We start from the raw sequence: 17906 nt of genomic DNA on the forward strand, positions 1-17906 counted from the left end.
TGGGGGAGGGACGGGCCGGTGGCTCCCGGTGGGGCCACCGGTCAGTCCCATTCCCAGCTCAGCCCGGCGATCCCGGGCTGGACGTCCTCGAGCACCAGGTGCGCGGTGTTGGAGGGGCCGATCCACAGCGGCCGGCCCTGCCGGGGCGCCGTGGCGGGGGTGCGCTGCCGGTAGGGCACGCAGTGCGCGGGCGCGGTCCCGGCGAACCCGACCTGGAGCACCAGCTCCCGGGCCGGGCGGGTGAACCGCCGGTGGTAGGAGGTGAGTTCCGGGCCGGGGGGAAAGCGCCAGGTGAAGTCGACGACCGCCCGTTCTCCCACCGCCAGCCGCTGGTCCAGCACGAGTTCGCAGACCGTGGCCCCGGTTTCGCGGTCACGGCGGATCCGGCCGGGGCGGCAGCACCGCGGCTCGACGAGCTCCGGCAGGTCCGACTCCTCGACCCACTGGTAGACGAGGAAGCGGTCCACGTGCTCGCGCTGTGCTTCCACGACCATCCGGATGCGGACCTCCGCGAGCCGCCGGTCGGCGCCGACCAGGACGTGCTCGTGCACGGTGAGGTAGCGCAGCCGGTCGTCGGCCGGTGCGGCCAGCGCGACCAGCAGCGGGTCGTGGCCGGGCCACATCCGCCTGCGGTCCACCGATCCCGGTTCCGCGGCCCGGCCGCGCGGCCGGGGCGGCCCGAGCAGGGACACCAGGGCGGACTCGGGGAGCCCGAACAGGTCTTCCAGCGCCCGGACCGCCCGCAGCGACTCGTCGCGTTCCGGCCGGTTGCGCCCGGTGCGCCAGTAGCTCAGGGCCGCCCGGCTGACCCGCGCGCCGCGGACGGCGAGGTGGTCCTGCAGGCGTTTGAGGCTCAGCCCGTTGACGTTCAGGCAGTGGTCGAGGACCTGGGCGAAGGTGCCGTGGCGCAGCAACCTGCGCAACTCCCGGTCGCCGGGGAGCGCGGCGGGCAGGCGATCGGCGGGCACGGGCCTCCTCGGGACGGCGTCGTACCACTATCGCCGCCGGTCGGGGCGCAGGCAACCACCCGTACGTCGGGTCCACAGTGGAGTTCGTCGGGGCAGCGGTTCCGCCACCGAGGATCGCCCGGAAACGGTTCCTGCCTCAAACGGTCGGAACAGTCCCGCCGTCGATCACGTACTCGGCGCCCACGATCGCCGAGGCGCGGTCCGAGACCAGGAACCCGGCCAGGTCCGCGATTTCCTCGGTGTTCGCGAACCGTCCAGCGGTACTCCGCCGAGGGAGTCGTAGATGGTCTGCTTGGCTGCATCACGGGTGAGCCCGTTGCCTTCGGCGATCCGGTCCACGAACCTTTCGTAGGCTTCGGTCTCGATCCCGCCGGGGCTGATCGCGTTGACCCGTACGCCGCGCGGCGCGAGCTCGTTGGCGAGTCCTTTGCTGTACGTGCGCAGAGCCGCTTTCGCTGCCGCGTAAGCCAGAGACGCGTCGTAATGGGGCAGTTCACGCTGGATCGAGGTGAAGTGCAGCACCACGCCCGCCCCGGACTCGATCATCGCCGGGAGAAGAGCCCGATCGAGCCGCACCGCCCCCAGGAAGTTGAGGTTCAGCTCGGTGAGCCACTGGTCGTCGGTGATGACCGCGAAGCCGCCGGCCGGCGTCGACGCACCTCCGACGACGTGCACCAGGATGTCGAGTGCGCCGGCCTCGGCGATCCGAGTGGCCACCGCGTCGGTGCCTGCGATCGTCGTCACGTCCGCCTCGATGAACCGGTCGGGGTGCTCGTACCCCTCGGGCATCGTTCGCGCGGTCACGTACACGTCGGCACCCAGCTCTCGCAGCCTCTCCGCAACGGCTTTGCCCGAGCCCTTCGAACCGCCCGTGACCAGCGCCCGGCGACCGTCGAGACGATCACGATCCGAACTGGACATTTCACTCTCCTCTGAAGATCGGTACCGCGTGGGTTCGGTCATGCGCCCATCGTGTGATCTCGCGGCGCAGGAGGGTCAAGCCGTGGACTCTCTCCCCGGGGGAGAGTCCAGGATGGAGGGGTGCTGAGCATCGGGGAGTTTTCGCGGTTGACCCACTTGAGCGTGCGGACGCTGCGCCGGTACCACGAGGCGGCCTTGCTGGAGCCCGCCGTGGTGGACGAGACCACCGGGTACCGCTACTACGGGCTCGACCAGATCCCGACCGCGCAGGTCATCCACCGGCTCCGCGAACTCGACGTCCCCTTGAACGACGTGCAGCGGATCCTGCGGACCCCCGATCCCGGTGTCCGGGCGGCTCTGGTCGCGGACCACCTGCAACGCCTGGAGGACGTGCTCGACCGCACCCGGGCCGCGGTCGTGTCGCTGCGGCGCCTGCTCCGGCCCGACCCCGCCCCGATCGACGTCGAGCTGCGTGCGGAGCCCGCCCGGACGGTCGCGGCGGTGGAGGCCGTGGTCGGGCACGGCGACGTCGCGGCCTGGTTCGCCGGCGCGATGGCCGAGTTGGAGGCGGCCGTCGGCGACTCCGTGACCGGACCGCCGGGCGGCTGCTACGACAACGCCCTTTTCGAACAGGAACGTGGTCACGCGCTCGTCTACCTGCCGACCGCGGCGCCACCTCGCACCGGACGCGTGCACCCCGCGGTCCTTCCGGCCGCCGAACTGGCCGTCACCACCCACATCGGCGACCACGACGGCGTCGAGGTCACCTACGGCGAACTCGGGACCTGGGTGGTGGAGAACGCGATGTCGGTGGCCGGGCCGATGCGGGAGGTCTACGTCGCCGGTCCTCGTGACTCGAGCGATCCCGCCGCATGGCGCACCGAGATCGGTTGGCCGGTCTTTCGCGTGACCTGAAGCGGTCAGTTCGGAGCTAGCTCCGGGAACGGCGCAGACGTCCGGCAGCGTCGGGTGGGGCAGCCACAGTCCGGCTGTCGCGAGGACTCGGCGCTTTGAACGCCCCAGGCAACCTCGGAGGTCAGCACGGCACGAACGGTTGGCCACAGGTCCCGTGCCACTGCAGAGCAGCCCGGGACGTCATCGACTGCAGCTCCGGAGGGATCACCGGGCTGCCGTACCCGGGCTTGGAAACCGGCTACGAGCACGGGCGGGCGGACCTGGTCGCGCTCGGAGGGAGCTGCTGTACAACCCGAACTGGCCGCTGGACGCCGCGCGCAAACTGGGCGTGCGATCCGTACGTCCGGGTTAACTGGATCGTGACAGATCGGCAGGAGCGGCGTAAGAGACGGCGCGGATGCTGGCCGCATGACCGATGCCGAGGCGCAGCCGAAGGCCGTCCAGCGAGCGAGGACCTCGATGAGTCGTGAGCTGGTCGAGCTCGCGGCCCTGTTCATCGCCACCGGGGTGGCCGATCTGTTCGTCAGCACGTTGTCGCACAACCGCGTGGGCCCCGTCGTGCTGTTCGGTCTTGGCGGGCTCTTGATCGCCACGGCCGCGTGGCGCAGGTGGTGGACGCACCGGCCGCACCCGGATCCGGCGCGCGGCAGCACGGGTGAACACCCGGCGCGGACCGGGGCGGCGTGGCGGGTGCGTGCCACGGTGCGCGACGTGCCGGGAAGCCTGGCCGGCGTGACGGCCGCGCTGGCGGCGCACCGCTACGACATCGTCTCGCTGCAGGTGCTCGCGGTACCGGACGGCGTGGTGGACGAGTTCCTGGTCCGTACGCCGGCCGACGCGACCGCGGCGGACATCGCCACGGTCATCGAACTCGGTGGCGGCCGGGACGTGCGGGTCATCCCCGCGGACGCGCACGAGTTCGTCGACCTGCTGACCCGCGTGCTCACGATGGCGGCTGCGCGGGAAGTGGATCTCGGCCGGCTGCTGCCGGCGGTTCTGGGCGATTGCGACGTCGCGCGGAAACCCTTGGGGCGCCGTGGGAAGCGGGCCGGTGAAGGCATCGACGGAACGGTGATGCGGCTGGCCGACGCCGACGGTGCAGTGGTGGTGACCCGGTCGCTGCTGCCGTTCACTCCGGCGGAGTTCGCCAGGGCCAGGGCCGTCCTGGATCTTCAGCGCCGCCTCGCCGGGGCGCCGGACCAGCTCCGGGCGTCCGAAGCGTAGGTGAGCCATCCCGCCACGACCGCGGTCAGCCCCTGTCGCTATCGGCTGCGCCCGTGGCCCGGCTTCAGGGGGACGTCGTCGGGTGGCGGGAGTGTCTTGCCGTTGCGGAGGATCACCGGCGTGACCGGTTGTGATCCGCCGGGTGGCGGAGGCGGGACGGGAGCCGGTTTCGGTGCGGGACGGGGTGGTGGGGGTGGGGTGACGGTGGTGCCGGGCCGGGGTGGCGCGGGGCTGATCGTCGCCGCGGTGCTCAGGTCGACGAGGTCGGCCAGTCCGGCGTCGGAGTCGAGGCGGGGAACACCCAGCGGTGGCAGGCCGAGCAGGTGCAGTGCGGTTTTCGGGATGCTGACGTGGGAGCACCAGCGGGAGTCGATGCGGTTCTTGACCCGGCCGCCGAACATCAGCAGGGGCACCCGGGGGCCGTAGGCCAGTTGCACGTTGTCGGGTGTGTGTTCGACGTCGGGGGTGGCGACGTGGTCGTCGTAGCCACCCCAGTCGTCCCAGGTGAGCAGGAATACCGTGCGTTTCCAGAGGCCGGCCTGCACGACGGCGTCCACCGCCTGCCAGATCGCGGTCATCCCCTGGCTCACGTCGGCGGGGGGATGTTCGTCCAGGGGCGAGTCGTGCCACATCATCGACAACGCCGGCAGGGCGCGTTTTCCGGCGTCGGTGACGAACTGTGCGGACCGAACGATCCGGGGAGAACCGGACAGCTGCTGGTAGAACTGCAGGGGATATCCGCTGGAGCCCGTGTACGCGCGCCATTCGACGCCGTGGTCCTGGGCGTGCCCGGGCAGGGATGGCATGTCCCAGACCGGTTGCGGGGCCGACCGGGGCGGGTTGCGCAGGGTGGGGGACTGGCCGCCGACGATCAGCAGGTGGTTGGGTGTGGAGTTGGTGCCGAAGCCCGAGCAGTGGTTTTCCAGGAAGGCCCCGGTCGCGGCAAGCCAGGCGTAGAAGGGCAGTGCGGTCGTCGTGTCGAACTGCACGTGGTCGCCGGTGCTCGCCTTGGTCAGCCAGCGGTAGTACGCATGCCGGTCGTGCGGCTGGTCGGACGCCGGGGGATTGGCCACACCGGCCACCCCGTCGCCACGTTGGCCCCGTATGCGGCCATCGACCGGAAGTAGTTGTCGGTGGTGTGGTTCTCCTGCACCATGATCACGACGTGGTCGACTGCGCTGGGCATGCGCCACCTTCCTGTGTCCGATGAACAGTGTGGCGTCGCTTGTTGAGAGGACGCTGAGCGGCGCTTGTTCAGTTGACGCAGGTCACGCTGTCGGCGGTGATCGACGCATCGCCCGGCGGGGTGGTCTGGCCGGCGGATGGCGTGCCCGAGGTGCCCGCGGCAGCGTGGTAGTCGGTGCCGAGCACCACCCGGACGTGGCCGCGGGCGAGGCTGGGATCGGCGGCGATCCCGACGCCGTTCCCGAGGTGGGCGGCCACCTGCCGGGCGGCCGCCTGCTCGCCGGGCGCGTAGTCGACGACCGAGGTGCGCCGCGTGGCGCCATTGGCCACGCTGCCCGCTTTGAAACCCAGCCCGGTGATGCTCTGCGATACGGCCGCGGCGAGTCCGTTGGTACCGCTGGCGTTGCGGACGTCGACCGTGACGGCCGGATCGCCCTTCCCGCTCCCCGTACCGGAATTCACCTGGGACGGCGGCAGCCCTGTCGCGGGCGCGACCGGGCCGGCGCCGGTGATCGCCGTCTTGATCGCCGACTGGACCGCCTGCGGGTTGACCTCGACCGCCTCGCCGTCGCCGGCGGTCTTCAGGGCCACGTTGCCCACGGGGATGGTCTTGAACTCGATCCGGCCGGAGCTCATGTTCCGCATCTGCTGAGCGAACCCGAGCACGTCCCAGCTCTGGTCCAGGGTGACGGTCTTCTTGATCGCGTCGATCAGGTTGGCCAGCTTCGTGGGATCGCTCAGTGTGCCGCCCGACAGCACGGTCCTGGCCAGGCTCGCCATGAAGACCTGCTGACGCTTGACGCGGTCGAGGTCACCGCCGGGCAGCCCGTGGCGCTGCCGCACGAAGCTGAGCGCCTCCTTGCCCGAGACGGTCTGGGGACCGGCGGGAAAGTCCGCACCGGAGAAGGAGTCCCGCGTCGCCTGCTTGAGGCACACCGGAACGCCGCCGATCGCCTGGCTGATGGAGTAGAAGCCGACCAGGTTGACCGACGCGAAATGGGTGAACGTCAGCCCGGTCAGCTGCTGGACCGTCTTGATCGCGTTCTTGGCCCCCGCCTGCGCGGCGCGGACGTTCAGCTGAGCGCCACCCACGCCCTGCGCGCGCAGCGAATTCGCCTCGGCGACCTGCGCGTAGGTGTACGCGGAGTTGATCTTGTGCTTGCCGAACCCGCCGGCCAGCTGGACGTAGGAGTCGCGCGGGATCGAGAACGCGGTCGCTCCTGCACCGCCCGCCGGGATGTGGACCGCGATCATCGTGTCCGTGTTGTCCCCGCCGTCACTCGCGTCGCCCGCGTGCAGCTGGTCGAGCAGTTCCTGCGGGAGCGGGTTTCCTTCGGCGTCGGTGCGGGTGTCGAGCCCGACCAGCAGGATGTTCTGCTCGTCGGCCGGGCCGGCGGCGGCCTGACCGGGGTCGATGACGTCCGCGGTGGTCACGCCGGTTTTGAACTGCGACCAGCTCAGCCCGGTCAGCCCCAGCACCGCGACGGAGCCGAGCGCCACCACGACCTTGCCGACGCGCAAGCCCGCACCGCCTGATCGGTCGTGCACGAGAACGATCTCCTTAAGAACCAGTAACTGCCCCAGATTCCTCCTGCTCCCGTGTGGCAGGCGTGAGAGCGCGCCGTTTCCCGCACCAGGTAACCGCAGGGTTAGCGCAGAGGCTCCGGCCGGCAAAAACCGCGGCCGAGAAGCAATTGCACCAGCATGAAAGAATCCGGCAAACTTGGCAAACGGTCGAATAGGGAAACGGGTGGGTTGCGGATCGGACTGTTCGGCCGTGTGCCAGGATTCCGCCATGGCAACTGGGCAACTCCGGCTCGACGATTCCCCGGCGGCGCCGCGCCGGATGGCCGTCAAGGTCCCGGAAGTGACGGTGTACTTCTGGATCGTCAAGGTCCTGACGACCGGCATGGGCGAGACCACATCGGACTTCCTGGCGCACCTGGTGGACCCGGTGATCGCCGTCGGCATCGCCGGTGCGGGTCTCGTGGTCGCGCTGATCGCGCAGCTCCGGTCCCGGGCCTATGTCGCCTGGCTCTATTGGACGGCTGTGGTGCTGGTCAGCGTCTTCGGCACGATGGCGGCCGATGTCCTGCATGTCGGTTTCGGTATTCCTTACGTTGTTTCAACGGTGTTCTTCGCGGTTGCCCTGGCCGCTGTTTTCGGGGTCTGGTATGCGACCGAGAAGACGTTGGCGATCCACAGCATCACCACATTCCGCAGGGAGCTGTTCTACTGGCTCGCGGTCGTGACCACCTTCGCGCTCGGCACCGCGGCGGGTGACCTCACCGCGACGACGCTGCACCTGGGGTACCTCGGCTCGGGGGTGGCCTTCGCGGTTTTGATCGCGGTGCCGATGGTGGCACGCCGGACACTGGGGCTGAACGTCGTCATCGCGTTCTGGTTCGCCTATGTCGTCACCCGCCCGCTGGGCGCGTCGTTCGCCGACTGGATGGGAGTGTCGGCCGCCCGCGGCGGGCTCGACCTCGGCACCGGGCCCGTCAGCCTTGCCCTGCTGGTGGCGATTGTCGCGTTCGTCGGATATCTCTCGGCCACGGGTAAGGATGCCGGGCGCACCGATCCCGAGGGGACTCCACCTGCCTCGGTCGCAGGTGAGGCGCGATAGCTTCGGCGACTTGACGTGGGTGATTTGTGGCTCTTGCCGGAGTTCCTACTGAAGTTCATTCACATTTGGCGATGATTTTCCTAGCCTGCGAGCGATCGAAAAGTCAGTCTCATCGAGGTTTGCTCATCTGTGGCTCTTACCTGGAGGACTTGTGCGGAATCGGTTGCGTTCTCAGCGGTCGTGGGCGAAGAGGGTCGGTGTGATGGCCGGTGTTGTCGCCTCGGCGCTGAGCATCTCGGCGGCCGGCACGCCGGCGATGGCCTCGACCTACGACTCCTGCACCATCTCGGGCTGCTCCGCCGCCCGGTCGGCGAATTCGATCTGGCAGTCCGATGGCTATCCGGGCAGTCGTGGGTGGTACGACTGGCCGAACGGGCAGTGCAACTACGCCGGCGGCACCTACTACAACAACGACGGTCAGCTGCCCGGTGGGGACTCGTTCCAGGAGTACGACGTCTACCCGCGTACGTGCGGGGCGCACCGGGACGCCTACCGGATCGTGGTCGACCTCGACACCGGCGAGGTCTGGTACTCACCCGACCACTACAGCGACTTCTACCACCTGTAACGATTTCCCGTTCGTGTCGCCGTCCGCGAGGGCGGCGACACGAACCCTTTCGGCAGCCGTTTCCGCGGTGTCCTGTGAGGACGCTGAGAACGCATCCGTCGTGCCAAGCGTGATGCCTCGCGACGGTGGGTACACGCCGTGTCGTTCGGAATCGGCGTTGAAGGGAGCCGTCATGGGGTTGCTCATCGGTCTGCTGGTCGTCTGGGCGGTTCTGGTGGTGCTCGGCATGGTGATCAAGGGACTGTTCTGGCTGATCATCGTGGGTGCCGTGCTGTTCGTCGCGACGGGAGTGATCGGGATCGTCAAGCGCGGCGCCCTGAGCGCTCGCCGATGAGGTGATCACCGGCCTGTTCGCGGTGGCCGACTCGTCCCGGTCGTCACGCCGGTGTCCATGACGTCTGGCCTCCGGCGTCCACGTGGCGGCGAATGCCATGCCCGTCGTCAGCATATGTTGACGACCGCCGGGTGTCAGCCTATGCTGACGGCATGGAGACGCGGATGCAGATCGCCGAAAGCGCGGCGAGTACCGACCCTGACGTCGGATTGCGTGCGGTGGCGGCGTTGCGGGTGCTGACCGAGGAACTCGAAGCGCTGCAGGTGGACCGGGCTCGCCGGGCGGGGTGGTCCTGGCAGGACATCGCGGCCCGGCTGGGGGTCACGAAGCAGACCGTGCATCGCAAGCACGGGCGCAGAAGCGGGGGGCAGGCATGAGGAATCCGCAGTTCGACGAGGACGTCCGGGCTCTGGTGCGCACCGCCCAGGACCGCGCTCGCGCCCTCGGGCACCCCTTCCTCGGCTGCGAGCACCTGCTCTACGCGATCGCGCACTCGCCCACGCCGGTCGGGGAAGCCGCTCGAGCCCTCGGCGTGACGCCGGATCGCGTCGCGGCCCAGACCGAGCGACTGCTGAACTCGCCGCGCAGCGTGTTCGACCGGCTGGACGCCGAGGCGCTCGCCACCATCGGCATCGACCTGCAGGCGGTGCGGAACGCCGTCGAGGCCAACCTGGGGCCGGTGTCCGCGCCGACGCCGCGGACCTGGCGCCGGCGGCGCGTGCGGCTGCCCGGCCATCTGCCGGTCACCGGCCGGGCCCGGTCGTGCCTGGACACCGCCGCGAAGGACGCCCGGCATGCTGGAGCCTCGTGTGTCACCGAGCACCACATCGGCGCGGCGGTGGTCGCCGCGGATGGCGGGCTGGTCCCGCCGATCCTGGCCGCGCTGGGCGTCTCGCCACCGCAGCTGCGCACCGCGATGCTCCGCGGCCGATGACCAGGCACCGTCTGCTGTGGGTGGTGCTGGGGGTGGCCGTGGTCCTGTGGGCGGGGAGCTGGCGGATCATCCACCTGGAGGTGACGCGGTGGTACCACATGGACTCGCACCTGCGGTTCACCCCGCCGCCGGTGCCGCCCGGCAGCCCGGCCCCCTCCGCGGGCCTTCCGGTGATCATGGCGTTGACCGTCGCGGCCGCTGCGCCGCTCGTGACCCTCGCCGCGGCGGTGTTGTTGTGGAGAAAGAGGCGTGCGCCTCGACGATGAACTCCCTGGGGCTCGGTTCGCTCAGCGTCCACTCAACAGGCTTGGCCTAATGTCGGTCACGGGACATCCGAGTGGGGAGGGCCGGCCTGATGATCGTCGTCGTGATCGTGGCGGCTGCCCTGTTCTGCTGCGCCATCGGGTTGCTGGTGTGGAGTCCGTTCTTGATTTCGAAGGAACCGCGACCGGGTCGAAGCGGCAGCGGCAAACCCGCGAACGCACCGAACGCGCAGAGCCGTGAGGGTTCTCGGCATCCTCGCGGCGGTCGGTTCGACACGTCGACGTAGGAACACTTTGTGGTGTCCCCGAGCGTGGTCATGGCGTTCGGTGGCCCTGGTACCCGATCACGTCGCCGGCGAAGGTGTCGGCTTCGGTGCACGGGTCGTCGTAGGCGGCGAGCTTGCGGTCACGGGCGTCGATGACGACGTCGAGGACCACGCCGGCGGCCACGCCGACCTCGATCCGGCAATGACCGACGCCGTCTTCGACGTGCACGGCCGGGTAGCTGTGCACGACGGTCGGCTCGAACGCCGAGAACTGCGTCCGCCGTGCGTAGACGCCTTCGAGGCCTCCGCCCGTGGTGTCGATCGAGGCGTAGTAGGTCAATCCCGAGGTGTCCGAAGGCATCCAGGAACACATGGGGCCGTCCGGGCCCGCGATGACACTGCCCGGACGGGTCACGAAGAACCGGCCCAGGGTGGACGCGGGCAGGAGATCGCAGGGTTTCGGTCCGTACGCGCCCAGGTCCAGCGGATCGCCGGGGATCGGCGGGGACAGCGGCGGCGGGGAAGGGGGAGTCGAGCAGCCGGTCGCCAGCGCAGCCGCACCCAGCACCGCGAGGGTCACCGTGACCGTTCGGACGCGTTCTTTGGCCGGTGCCCCGACAAAGTGCGCAGGAGCCCGTCGTGGTGGCCGGTGCACGCCGGTCCTCCTCTCGGTCCGCTACCGGCCTCGACCTTAGCCGGGCCAGCCTGACAGAACGCTGAGAGCGCAGGGCCGGCGATGGCGAGATCCACTGTGGACCGAAGAACGGCCTCGCCCGGTCGTCACCTGACGGAAAATCACCGACTTTCCCTACTGAGGTAGGTGGTGACCGAAGGGCTGCTCGGGCGACGCTGGAGGTGTCCCCCTCCGGATCACCTGGGAGTGCCTCATGAACACGTCCCTGCCCAGAATCATGTTCACCGCCGGAATCGCGGCGGCCTCCGTGCTTGCCTTGGGAGCGCCGGCTTCGGCCGCGCCCGGCGCGGCTGCGCTCGCGTCCGCGAAAGGTGTTCTCGACCGCGTCCACAATGTCCCCAACACGGCCTGGGGTATCGATCCCGCCACGCACCAGATCGTCGTCACGATCTCCGACGCCGCGCACGGCAGCGGGATGGCGAGTTTGCGCGCCGCGATCGTTTCGCTCGGTTCGGCCGTCCGCGTCAAGCACACGACCAAGCCACTGACGACGCAGGTCTACGACGGCGACGAGATCAGTACCGGTCAGATCATCTGCTCGGCCGGGTTCAACGTCACCAGCGGCGGCCAGCAGTACATCATCACCGCGGGACACTGCACCCAGGGCGGCCCGGCCTGGCAGGGGATCGGGCCCTCGGTCGATTCCAGCTTCCCTGGCACCGACTACGGCCTGATCCGCAACGACTCCGGCGACGGTCCCGGTGAGGTCGACCTCTACGACGGCACCACGCAGCCCATCACCCAGGCCGGCGACGCCTACGTCGGGGAGCAGGTCTGCAAGAGCGGCCGCACCACCGGACTGACGTGCGGCACGGTCACCGCGCTCGACCAGACGGTCAACTACGGCAACGGAGACGTCGTCTACGGCCTGATCGAGACCAACGTCTATTCCGACCACGGCGACAGCGGCGGCGCTCTGTTCGACGGCAGCACCGCGCTGGGCACCGTGTCCGGCGGCGACAGCACCACCGACTACTTCCAGCCGGTCACCGCGGCGCTGAACGCCTACGGCGTGGGCCTCGCCTGACCTGAGCCTGCGCACTTCCTCGTCACGCACGTGCGTACCTTCGCTGCCGGATCGTGTCGCGGCCGCGACACGATCCGCTCGGTGCCCCGGTGAACAGGGCTGGTCTTCTTACCCTGTTCTCACCATCGTCACATCGGATGCTCACCCGGCGCCGCCAAGATGATCACCGTCGCGGACATCGACCACGAAGGACGTCATGACGACGATCAACGGCCTGCCGGCCCACATCCTGCTCGTGCACGCGATCGTCGTGCTGCTGCCGTTGAGCGCGGTGCTCCTGGTGGTGAGCAGCTTCTGGCCGAAGGCGCGCGGCAAGCTCGCCGGGCCGAACGCGCTGCTGGCCGTGCTCGTGACGGTCCTCGTCCCGGTCACCACGGACGCGGGGGAGTGGCTCGAACGGCGCGTCGCGAACACCCCGCTGCTGCACACCCACACCGAACTCGGGGACACGGCGCTCTACGTCGCCATCCCGGTCGCCGTCCTCGCCCTCGTGGTGTGGTGGCGTCAGCGTGAAAGCACCGTCGTCGCGGCCGACGCCGTCGAGTCCCGGGGCGACGACGACCTCGCGGGAACCGGCGGGGGCACCGCCACCGCGGTGCGCCGCAAGACCTACCTCGCGCCCGCCTCGACGACGGTCACCACCGTGCTCGCGATCCTCGCCGTCCTGGCCGCCGGAGCGGCCTGCTACGACATCTACCGCATCGGCGACTCCGGCGCGCAGGCGTCGTGGCAAGGCAACTTCAGCCAGACGCCGGCGCCCCGTGCCGGCCGTCCGGGCTGACCGTCGCTCACGAGCGGGCCCGGCGCCGCAGCTGCTCCGGGATCGGCAACCCGGCACCGTAGGGGTGTGGCCGCGGCCGGAGGACTTCGTCGATCGGGCGGCGGGGTGTCGCCGGGAGCGGGTCCGCGTCCTCGGGCGCGTAGCCGACCCGGATCACGAGCTGGGGCTCGAGGCGTCCACTGAGGACGCAGTCGCGGACCAGGCCGCGGGTGGCGGCCAGCTCCAGCGGCTCGCTGTACACGCACGTCGCGAGGTTCAGGCGGGTCGCGGTCAGCAGGACCGCGCTGGCGGCCTCGCCGGCGCGCAGGCGGTCGAGGGCCGAGTCGCCCGCCGTGGCCAGCACGGTGAGGGCCGCGCCGTCGAGGCCTGTTCCGTCGGGCAGCCGCGCGCCGGCGAATGCGCGGATCCGGAGTTCCCTCGGAGGGGCGAGGGCCAGGATCGCGTTGCGGGCGGGGACGCCGTCCGGGGCGTGTTCGCGGCCGCTCCACGCCGCCAGCTCGACCTCGTAGTCCGGGTCGGCCCGGTGCAGTCCCGCGGCTTCCACGGCGGCACTGGTGAGCGCCGACCGGCGTGCCGCGTCGGTGACCACGTGCAGCTGCGCACCCTGGTCGGACGCGCTTTTCTGCAGGAACACCTCGTCCCGGACGAGCAGCGGCCGGCCGGCGAAACGGCGCCGGTCCGAGCGGCGGCGCGCAATGGCCGCCGCGAGGGCGATGTCGCCGTCCTGGGTGTCGTGCGGCACCAGCTCGATCCGGGCGAGGACGCCGGGTTCGGGCAGCCGCTCGACGTGGGCCGCCCAGCCCATCGCCGCGGCGGCCACGGTGAAGTGGTGCAGCGCGCAGCCGCAGCTGACCAGCTGGTCGCGGCCGTCGGGGTCGGTGTGGCGCAACCGCCGGTGCGGGTCGGCGCGCAGCTCGACCGTGCGGCCGCCGTAGTGCCACTGCCACGGCTGGGAGTTGTGCACCGACGGGGCCCGCACGGCGAGCGCGACGGCCGCCTTGACGGTGTACGCGTCAGGCATCGTGTGGTCCATCGCTCCTCCTCGGATCGCTTACCCCCATGGTTGCGCCGGACGGCGGCCGGGCCCAGGGCCGAAGGGCTTCGCGCGAAGGACCTTGTCGATGGCCTTGGGCCCTTCCAGGGGGAGGGCGGCGGCCGACGTGGGGGACCTTCGGCCCCCCGACCGGTGACCGATGGCGGCGGTGCACCGGACGCCGGCTTCCTAGGTTGACAGGTGACCCGAAAGGCAGGAACACCCGATGCGAGCACGCGACCTGATGACGGCGCCGGTGATCACCGTGCACCCGTGGACGTCCGCCAAGGAGGCGGCCGAACTGCTGTCCGCGCACGGTTTCACCGCACTGCCCGTGGTGGACGACGACGACCGGCTCATCGGCATCGTCACCGAGGCCGACCTGATCCGCGGCCGCATCCCGGCCGACCCGCGGTACGTCCACGAACCCCGCGAGACCGTCGCCGGCAAGGCGGTCGGCGACCTGATGACCACCCCCGCCACCGCCATGAGCACCGGCACCGACGTCGCGGACCTGTGCCAGGCGCTGGTGGACGCGCGGATCCGCGCGATGCCGATCGTCGACGGCTCGGCCGTCGTGGGCATCGTCACCCGCGGCGACGTCGTCCGGGTGCTCGCCCGGGAAGACGTCGAGATCGCCAGGGACGTCCGGCACCGGCTCGAGGTCTACGGCGGCAGCGGCCGCTGGAAGGTCGAGGTCCGGGACGGGTTCGTGCACATCACCGACCAGTTCGACGACGACACCGACCGGCACGTCGCGCAGCTGCTGGCGCTCGCCGTGCCGGGCGTCGTCGCCGCCGAGACCGCCTACGCGGGTGAGGAGCAGAAACGATGACCGCGATCGACCCGAGGGTCACCGTGGGCGTGGACGGCTCGGCCGGCGCCGGCGCGGCCGTGGCGTGGGCGGCGAAGATCGCCTCCCTGCGCCACCTGGAGCTGAAGATCGTCAACGGCCTGCAGGTCGCCGGGTTGTACTACGGCGGCGGCCTTTCCGGCATCGGCGCGGAGACCTTGTTCGACGCGATCCTGGCCGACGGGCAGCGGGCGGTCGCCGACGCGCGCAAGCTCGCGCTGTCGGTCGACAAGGACCTCGCGATCACCACCGAGGTGCCCAACGACCCGCCGGTACCGCGGCTGATCGACGAGTCCCGGCACGCCCGGATGCTCGTCGTCGGCGCGACCGGCTCCGGCGGCTTCACGGGCATGCTCGTCGGCGGGACCGCCGCGTCGGTGGCCGGGCACGCGCACTGTCCCGTCGCGGTCGTCCGCGGCCGCCACGGCTCCGCCGCGATCCCGGAGCAGGGACCGGTCGTCGCCGGCGTCGACGGCAGCCCCAACAGCGAACAGGCGCTCGCCGTCGCGTTCGAAGAGGCTTCGCTGCGCGGTGCGCCGCTGGTGGCGGTGCACGCCTGGAACGACCTCACCTACGAAGACACCCGGGGCACGGCCCGCATCCCGGTCGACCCGGCGATGCTGGCGGAAGAGGAAGAGCGGCTGCTCGGCCAGCGGCTCGCCGGCTGGGGTGAGAAGTACCCGGACGTCCGGGTCCGCCGGGAGATCGTGCGCGACCGGCCGCGGCACGCACTGCTGACCGCCTCCGCCGAGGCCCAGCTCGTCGTCGTGGGCAGCCACGGCCGGGGCGGCTTCACCGGGATGCTGCTCGGCTCCACCAGCCAGGCCCTGGTCCAGCACGCCCAGTGCCCGGTGCTTGTGGTCCGCCCGGAGCGGAAGGCGTGACCGCGCTCGGCACCCGGCCCGCCGTGCTCGGCAGCACCGAACTCGCCCAGGTGGACGCCCTCTGGCGCGCCGCGAACTACCTCGCGGCCGGCCAGATCCACCTGATGGCCAACCCGCTGCTGCGCGAACCGCTGCGCCCCGAGCACGTCAAGCCGAGACTGCTCGGGCACTGGGGGACCTCGCCCGGACTCAACTTCGTGTACGCCCACCTGAACCGCGCGATCCGCACGCACGACCTGAACGCCCTGCTCGTCACCGGCCCGGGCCACGGCGGCCCGGCACTGCTGGCGAACACGTGGCTCGAAGGCAGCTACACCGACGCCTGGCCCGAGGTCACCCGGGACGCCGCCGGGATGGCGGAGCTGTTCAAGCAGTTCTCCTTCCCCGGCGGCGTGCCCAGCCACGTGGCGCCGCAGGTGCCCGGGTCGATCCACGAAGGCGGCGAGCTGGGCTACTCGCTCGCGCACGCCTTCGGTGCGGCCTTCGACAACCCCGGGCTCGTGGTCGCGTGCGTCGTCGGCGACGGCGAGGCCGAAACCGGCCCGCTCGCGACGTCGTGGCACGCCAACAAGTTCCTCGACCCGGTCCGCGACGGCGCGGTACTGCCGATCCTGCACCTCAACGGCTACAAGATCGCCAACCCGACGGTCCTGTCCCGCATCCCGCCGGCCGAGCTGGAGGCGTTGCTGCGCGGCTACGGGTACGAGCCGATCCACGTCGAAGGCCACGAACCGGCGGCGATGCACCAGGCCATGGCGGCCGCGCTCGACACGGCGCTCGGCCTCCTCGCGCAACGGCGCGGGGTGTGGCCGGTGATCGTGCTGCGCAGCCCCAAGGGCTGGACCGGTCCGTCCGTTGTGGACGGTCTGCCGGTCGAGGGCACCTGGCGGTCGCACCAGGTGCCGATCCCGGACGTCCGGAACAACCCGGAGCACCTGAAGCAACTGGAGGACTGGCTGCGGTCCTACCGCCCGGAGGAGCTCTTCGACGAAGCCGGCCGCCCGGTCGCCGACGTCACGGCGCTGATCCCGGCGGGGGAGCGGCGGATGGGCGCCAACCCGAACGCCAACGGGGGCGTGCTGCTGCGCCCGCTCTCGCTGCCGGACGTGGCGGCGCACGCCGTCGCGGTCACCTCACCGGGAGCCACGCAGGCCGAGCCGACCCGGGTGCTCGGCCGGTTCCTGCGGGACGTCTTCGCGCTCAACGCCGACCGGGCGAACTTCCGTCTGTTCGGCCCGGACGAGACGGCGTCCAACCGGCTCGACGCGGTCTACGACGTCACGGCGAAGGAGTGGCAGGCGGCGGTCGAGCCGGCCGACGAGCACCTCTCCCGCGACGGCCGGGTGCTGGAGGTGCTTTCGGAACACCTGTGCCAGGGCTGGCTCGAGGGGTACCTGCTGTCGGGCCGGCACGGGCTCTTCTCCTGCTACGAAGCGTTCGTGCACATCGTCGACTCGATGGTGAACCAGCACATCAAGTGGCTCCGCGTGCACCGGGCGATCCCGTGGCGGCGGCCGATCGCGTCGCTGAACTACCTGCTCACGTCGCACGTCTGGCGGCAGGACCACAACGGCTTTTCCCACCAGGACCCCGGGTTCGTCGACCACGTCGCGAACAAGAGCTCCGAAGTCGTGCGCGTCTACTTCCCGCCGGACACCAACACGCTGCTGGAGGTCGCGGCGCACTGCCTGCGCAGCCGCGACTACGTGAACGTGGTCGTGGCGGGGAAGAACGAAACGCCGAACTGGCTCGACGCGGAGCAGGCCGCGCTGCACTGCGCCCGGGGCGTGAGCATCTGGGAGTGGGCGAGCACGCGGACCGACCGCGAACCGGACGTCGTCCTGGCCTGCGCGGGCGACGCGCCGACATTGGAAGTCCTTGCGGCGGCTTCGATCCTGCGGCGGGAGCTGCCGTCGCTCGCGGTCCGCGTGGTGAACGTCGTCGACCTGATGCGCCTGCAGCCGGCCGACGAGCACCCGCACGGGCTCTCGGACCGCGAGTTCGACGCGCTGTTCACCCCCGACCGCCCGGTGATCTTCGCCTACCACGGCTACCCGTGGCTGATCCACCGGCTGGCCTACCGCCGCACCGGGCACCACGACCTCCACGTGCGCGGCTACACCGAGCACGGCACCACGACGACTCCGTTCGACATGCTGGTGCTCAACCACCTGGACCGGTTCCACCTGGTGATCGACGTGATCGACCGGGTACCGGGCCTGGTGGCGACGGCCGGCGTCCTGCGGCAGCGGATGACCGAGGCGCAGGGCCGGCACCGCCGGTGGATCCGCGCCCACGGCGAGGACCTGCCGGAGGTGCGGCACTGGACCTGGGACGGCACTTCCCCCTCGAGCGGTTCTGGTAACCCCGGTGACTCTTCCCGGTGAACCGGTCTTGATGGTGCGGCAGGCCGGGCGGAGGCTTTCCCGC

Annotated in this window: 19 protein-coding genes and 1 pseudogene; 13 read left to right on the plus strand and 7 right to left on the minus strand. The window is 70.7% G+C overall.

Annotation, left to right across the window (positions count from 1 at the left end; translation table 11 throughout):
• Positions 1–41 precede the first annotated feature (41 nt).
• The 3 genes and pseudogenes from ACWEN0_RS44680 to ACWEN0_RS44690 all read right to left on the minus strand — a co-directional run.
• Positions 42–968, minus strand: a complete 927-nt coding sequence (locus tag ACWEN0_RS44680; RefSeq protein ID WP_451987285.1) for an XRE family transcriptional regulator — start codon at positions 966–968, stop codon at positions 42–44.
• A gap of 136 nt (positions 969–1104) precedes the next feature.
• Positions 1105–1200, minus strand: coding sequence for a hypothetical protein (locus ACWEN0_RS44685; protein WP_451987361.1), 96 nt, complete (start codon positions 1198–1200; stop codon positions 1105–1107).
• Between the two features lie 68 nt (positions 1201–1268).
• Positions 1269–1931 (minus strand): annotated as a pseudogene (locus ACWEN0_RS44690) (oxidoreductase); the annotation flags it as partial.
• A 78-nt stretch (positions 1932–2009) separates the two neighbouring features.
• Here ACWEN0_RS44690 and ACWEN0_RS44695 point away from each other — a divergent pair.
• Entirely contained in the window at positions 2010–2804 is a 795-nt protein-coding gene (locus ACWEN0_RS44695; protein WP_451987287.1) for a MerR family transcriptional regulator, read from the plus strand.
• Positions 2805–3212: 408 nt separating this feature from the next.
• Positions 3213–4028, plus strand: a complete 816-nt coding sequence (locus ACWEN0_RS44700) for a hypothetical protein (protein WP_451987289.1) — start codon at positions 3213–3215, stop codon at positions 4026–4028.
• 38 nt (positions 4029–4066) lie between these two features.
• Here the strand turns inward: ACWEN0_RS44700 and ACWEN0_RS44705 are convergent, their stop codons facing one another.
• Positions 4067–5101: an alkaline phosphatase family protein gene (locus tag ACWEN0_RS44705; protein WP_451987291.1), complete on the minus strand. Its 1035-nt coding sequence runs from the start codon at positions 5099–5101 to the stop codon at positions 4067–4069.
• 181 nt (positions 5102–5282) lie between these two features.
• Positions 5283–6761 carry an LCP family protein gene (locus ACWEN0_RS44710; RefSeq protein ID WP_451987293.1) on the minus strand — a complete coding sequence of 493 codons (1479 nt, stop codon included), beginning with the start codon at positions 6759–6761 and terminating at the stop codon, positions 5283–5285.
• 247 nt (positions 6762–7008) lie between these two features.
• Between ACWEN0_RS44710 and ACWEN0_RS44715 the strand changes: the two genes are divergently transcribed.
• From ACWEN0_RS44715 to ACWEN0_RS44740, 6 genes are all read left to right on the plus strand, one after another.
• On the plus strand, positions 7009–7839 hold the full coding sequence (locus tag ACWEN0_RS44715) for a COG4705 family protein (protein WP_451987295.1): 831 nt from the start codon (positions 7009–7011) through the stop codon (positions 7837–7839).
• A gap of 202 nt (positions 7840–8041) precedes the next feature.
• Entirely contained in the window at positions 8042–8407 is a 366-nt protein-coding gene (locus ACWEN0_RS44720) for a ribonuclease domain-containing protein (protein ID WP_451987297.1), read from the plus strand.
• Between the two features lie 172 nt (positions 8408–8579).
• The gene (locus ACWEN0_RS44725) at positions 8580–8741 is read left to right on the plus strand and encodes a hypothetical protein (protein ID WP_451987299.1); all 162 of its coding nucleotides are present in this window, start codon (positions 8580–8582) and stop codon (positions 8739–8741) included.
• 152 nt (positions 8742–8893) lie between these two features.
• Complete coding sequence (locus ACWEN0_RS44730) at positions 8894–9118, plus strand: helix-turn-helix domain-containing protein (RefSeq protein ID WP_451987301.1); 225 nt, start codon at positions 8894–8896, stop codon at positions 9116–9118.
• A complete protein-coding gene (locus ACWEN0_RS44735) occupies positions 9115–9675 on the plus strand; it encodes a Clp protease N-terminal domain-containing protein (protein ID WP_451987303.1) in 561 nt (186 codons plus the stop codon). The genes ACWEN0_RS44730 and ACWEN0_RS44735 overlap by 4 nt, the downstream gene beginning before the upstream one ends.
• Positions 9672–9941 carry a hypothetical protein gene (locus ACWEN0_RS44740; RefSeq protein WP_451987305.1) on the plus strand — a complete coding sequence of 90 codons (270 nt, stop codon included), beginning with the start codon at positions 9672–9674 and terminating at the stop codon, positions 9939–9941. Before ACWEN0_RS44735 ends, ACWEN0_RS44740 begins: the two co-directional genes overlap by 4 nt.
• 312 nt (positions 9942–10253) lie before the next feature.
• On the opposite strand, the gene ACWEN0_RS44745 is transcribed toward ACWEN0_RS44740, so the two are convergent.
• On the minus strand, positions 10254–10772 hold the full coding sequence (locus ACWEN0_RS44745; protein ID WP_451987307.1) for a DUF3558 domain-containing protein: 519 nt from the start codon (positions 10770–10772) through the stop codon (positions 10254–10256).
• A gap of 319 nt (positions 10773–11091) precedes the next feature.
• Here ACWEN0_RS44745 and ACWEN0_RS44750 point away from each other — a divergent pair, with 319 nt between their 5' ends.
• A complete protein-coding gene (locus ACWEN0_RS44750; RefSeq protein WP_451987309.1) occupies positions 11092–11925 on the plus strand; it encodes a S1 family peptidase in 834 nt (277 codons plus the stop codon).
• A gap of 196 nt (positions 11926–12121) precedes the next feature.
• Positions 12122–12706: a DUF2231 domain-containing protein gene (locus tag ACWEN0_RS44755; protein ID WP_451987311.1), complete on the plus strand. Its 585-nt coding sequence runs from the start codon at positions 12122–12124 to the stop codon at positions 12704–12706.
• A 7-nt stretch (positions 12707–12713) separates the two neighbouring features.
• On the opposite strand, the gene ACWEN0_RS44760 is transcribed toward ACWEN0_RS44755, so the two are convergent.
• The gene (locus tag ACWEN0_RS44760; RefSeq protein WP_451987313.1) at positions 12714–13739 is read right to left on the minus strand and encodes an Acg family FMN-binding oxidoreductase; all 1026 of its coding nucleotides are present in this window, start codon (positions 13737–13739) and stop codon (positions 12714–12716) included.
• Between the two features lie 226 nt (positions 13740–13965).
• On the opposite strand from ACWEN0_RS44760, the gene ACWEN0_RS44765 reads away from it, so the two are divergent.
• The 3 genes from ACWEN0_RS44765 to ACWEN0_RS44775 are packed head-to-tail and all read left to right on the plus strand — an operon-like array spanning position 13966 to position 17863.
• On the plus strand, positions 13966–14574 hold the full coding sequence (locus tag ACWEN0_RS44765; protein WP_451987315.1) for a CBS domain-containing protein: 609 nt from the start codon (positions 13966–13968) through the stop codon (positions 14572–14574).
• Positions 14571–15476, plus strand: coding sequence for a universal stress protein (locus ACWEN0_RS44770; protein WP_451987317.1), 906 nt, complete (start codon positions 14571–14573; stop codon positions 15474–15476). The genes ACWEN0_RS44765 and ACWEN0_RS44770 overlap by 4 nt, the downstream gene beginning before the upstream one ends.
• Positions 15473–17863 carry a phosphoketolase family protein gene (locus ACWEN0_RS44775; protein WP_451987319.1) on the plus strand — a complete coding sequence of 797 codons (2391 nt, stop codon included), beginning with the start codon at positions 15473–15475 and terminating at the stop codon, positions 17861–17863. Before ACWEN0_RS44770 ends, ACWEN0_RS44775 begins: the two co-directional genes overlap by 4 nt.
• Positions 17864–17906 lie beyond the last annotated feature (43 nt).

Source organism: Amycolatopsis sp. NPDC004378, assembly GCF_053602455.1.

Coding starts and splice junctions, on each gene's coding strand:
- ACWEN0_RS44700 (WP_451987289.1), top strand. CDS start 3,213: ATGACCGATGCCGAGGCGCAGCCGAAGGCCGTCCAGCGAGCGAGGACC.
- ACWEN0_RS44715 (WP_451987295.1), top strand. CDS start 7,009: ATGGCAACTGGGCAACTCCGGCTCGACGATTCCCCGGCGGCGCCGCGC.
- ACWEN0_RS44720 (WP_451987297.1), top strand. CDS start 8,042: ATGGCCGGTGTTGTCGCCTCGGCGCTGAGCATCTCGGCGGCCGGCACG.
- ACWEN0_RS44725 (WP_451987299.1), top strand. CDS start 8,580: ATGGGGTTGCTCATCGGTCTGCTGGTCGTCTGGGCGGTTCTGGTGGTG.
- ACWEN0_RS44730 (WP_451987301.1), top strand. CDS start 8,894: ATGGAGACGCGGATGCAGATCGCCGAAAGCGCGGCGAGTACCGACCCT.
- ACWEN0_RS44735 (WP_451987303.1), top strand. CDS start 9,115: ATGAGGAATCCGCAGTTCGACGAGGACGTCCGGGCTCTGGTGCGCACC.
- ACWEN0_RS44740 (WP_451987305.1), top strand. CDS start 9,672: ATGACCAGGCACCGTCTGCTGTGGGTGGTGCTGGGGGTGGCCGTGGTC.
- ACWEN0_RS44750 (WP_451987309.1), top strand. CDS start 11,092: ATGAACACGTCCCTGCCCAGAATCATGTTCACCGCCGGAATCGCGGCG.
- ACWEN0_RS44755 (WP_451987311.1), top strand. CDS start 12,122: ATGACGACGATCAACGGCCTGCCGGCCCACATCCTGCTCGTGCACGCG.
- ACWEN0_RS44760 (WP_451987313.1), bottom strand. CDS start 13,739: ATGGACCACACGATGCCTGACGCGTACACCGTCAAGGCGGCCGTCGCG.
- ACWEN0_RS44765 (WP_451987315.1), top strand. CDS start 13,966: ATGCGAGCACGCGACCTGATGACGGCGCCGGTGATCACCGTGCACCCG.
- ACWEN0_RS44770 (WP_451987317.1), top strand. CDS start 14,571: ATGACCGCGATCGACCCGAGGGTCACCGTGGGCGTGGACGGCTCGGCC.